Consider the following 2011-nt stretch of genomic DNA (forward strand, 5'->3'; position numbering starts at 1 on the left):
ACTATCTGCCAAATTATCAGCACCAAACGCCACTGTGCCCATCGCCATAACTGCTGCTAGAGACAAGTTAAGTAATTTCATAATCTTCCCTTTTTGTAAAATTTCTTATAAGAGGGATAACTATAAGAGTCATCCCTCTTTCTATTATTTAATAAGCAAATAGTGTATTTGGTCTTACTACATGTCCACGGTAGAAAATACCTGGTTTTTTATCTGTAGATAGAACTTGGTGATATAATATTTCATTTGTTTTAGGGTCAACTTCTACAATGATACCTTCAGTATGATTTTTAGTTAACATTTTTGCTGTACCAAAAAGAATAGAGTATGTACCTGTATCTGTTTCAAATTTAGTACTTGATGTTACTGGTGAATACCAATCCCAACCTTTCTCTTTACCAAATTCCCAAGTTTGTTTAACTGTCATTTTCTTTTCATCAATAACATATTCTACACCACGGCTATACTTATCTGTTTTAATAGCTGGTTGCTCAAGTCCACGGCCATCACCATTATCAAATACACTTAAAGTTTTGATATTGCCAATATTTTTACCACGAGGGCTTAACCACGCTGTATGTTGTGTGAATGACCAATCAAAAGTAGTGTTTTCACATGCTGCATCTTCACACTCAAGTTTTTTACCTTTAGCATCTACTGGAGTAAGTACTTTAGCTGCCATGTCTTTAGACCAACCAACATTTGGAGCAAGAATCCAATCAACTTTTTTATCACGACCTACTTTTACAATACCTTGGTGTCTCATAGAAACAATAATTGCATCAGAGTCTTTATCGTAAGAAATAGAGTTAATATGTGCCCAGTTACGACCTGTTCCTGTTGAAGCAATATCACCATAAGGCATTTCTTTTTTTACTTCAATATGTTCAGCATTCATGTCAACATTTAAACAAACTGCACGAGCATCAAGACCAATGATAAGATCTTTACGGAATGTATTGATTCCCATAATTTTGTTAAAATCCCACTCTTCTACAATACGACCTGCACCATCAACTTCAATTACAACATCACGAATAGTTGTAGCAATATCTTTAGTACCTGGAATATGATAATTTTTCTTAGCAACACGCAATAATACATGACCGTTATCAATAGGCAATGCTTCATGACTTAAATCTACATAACCACGAGGAAGTTTTCTCTCATATGCTTTTTCACCCATCATAGAGTAACGATAATATTTTTGTGCTTGTGCAAATATTATATCACCATTGTCTGTTTGATGAAAACTCATAATACGTCCTGTATCATCAATACGACGACCATCTTTATCATAAAATTGCTCAGTATCAACAAACCAACGAATCTCACCTTTTGTATCTACCATATACATTTCAGCTGGAGCTAACCACTCACCAGCACCATGAGTTTTATGTTTAGTTGCCCATGCAAATTCTTTATTATCAGCTGTTCCCATAAGAGTAACCATATAAAGTCTGTTTTCAAAACCAGGTGCTACTTTTTTGGTAACTACTTTTGGTTTAATTTCCATTTTACCATCAACTATACGACCAGTAAATGGGTTTGTACGAATTTTATATGTATCATTTACTTTCTTACCCTTAAGTTTATATGTTACTTTTACAGTATTGATGTAATCATCATATAAACCAAATACAGGAACACCATCATGATTTAATAATGCACCTTCAGAAACTTTATATTTAATATCCTGACCACCATTTGGCTTACCAACTACCGTAACTTCAATATCTTTAGGATTTTTTCCATTACGATCTATTACTGCTGTTAAAGGCATAACCTTATATGGATTAACAATTACTTTTCCAAGCTGACCTTGAAAATGAACCTTACGATTAACAACAGCAGCATCTAAATCTTGTGTTAATACTACTGAAAGGCCTGTTGATAATACTGCAGCTAAAGCTACTGATGAAACAACTTGTTTTAACATAATATTTTCCCTTTTTGTAAAATTTCTTTTATCTAAATATAAGCCTTAAATAAAGGCAACTCCAATTTTTAC

The 2011-nt window shown here is 33.4% G+C and carries 1 protein-coding gene; it reads right to left on the reverse strand.

The window, feature by feature from the left end:
* Nucleotides 1-148: 148 nt before the first annotated feature.
* Complete coding sequence (locus K354_RS0113585) at nucleotides 149-1939, reverse strand: aryl-sulfate sulfotransferase (RefSeq protein WP_024956015.1); 1791 nt, start codon at nucleotides 1937-1939, stop codon at nucleotides 149-151.
* Between the last annotated feature and the right edge of the window lie 72 nt (nucleotides 1940-2011).

Source organism: Sulfurospirillum arcachonense DSM 9755 (assembly GCF_000597725.1).
Classification (GTDB): domain Bacteria; phylum Campylobacterota; class Campylobacteria; order Campylobacterales; family Sulfurospirillaceae; genus Sulfurospirillum_A; species Sulfurospirillum_A arcachonense.

What these genes read in the sequence shown, in the direction of transcription:
- K354_RS0113585 (WP_024956015.1), bottom strand. Translation starts at nt 1,939, where the DNA reads ATGTTAAAACAAGTTGTTTCATCAGTAGCTTTAGCTGCAGTATTATCA.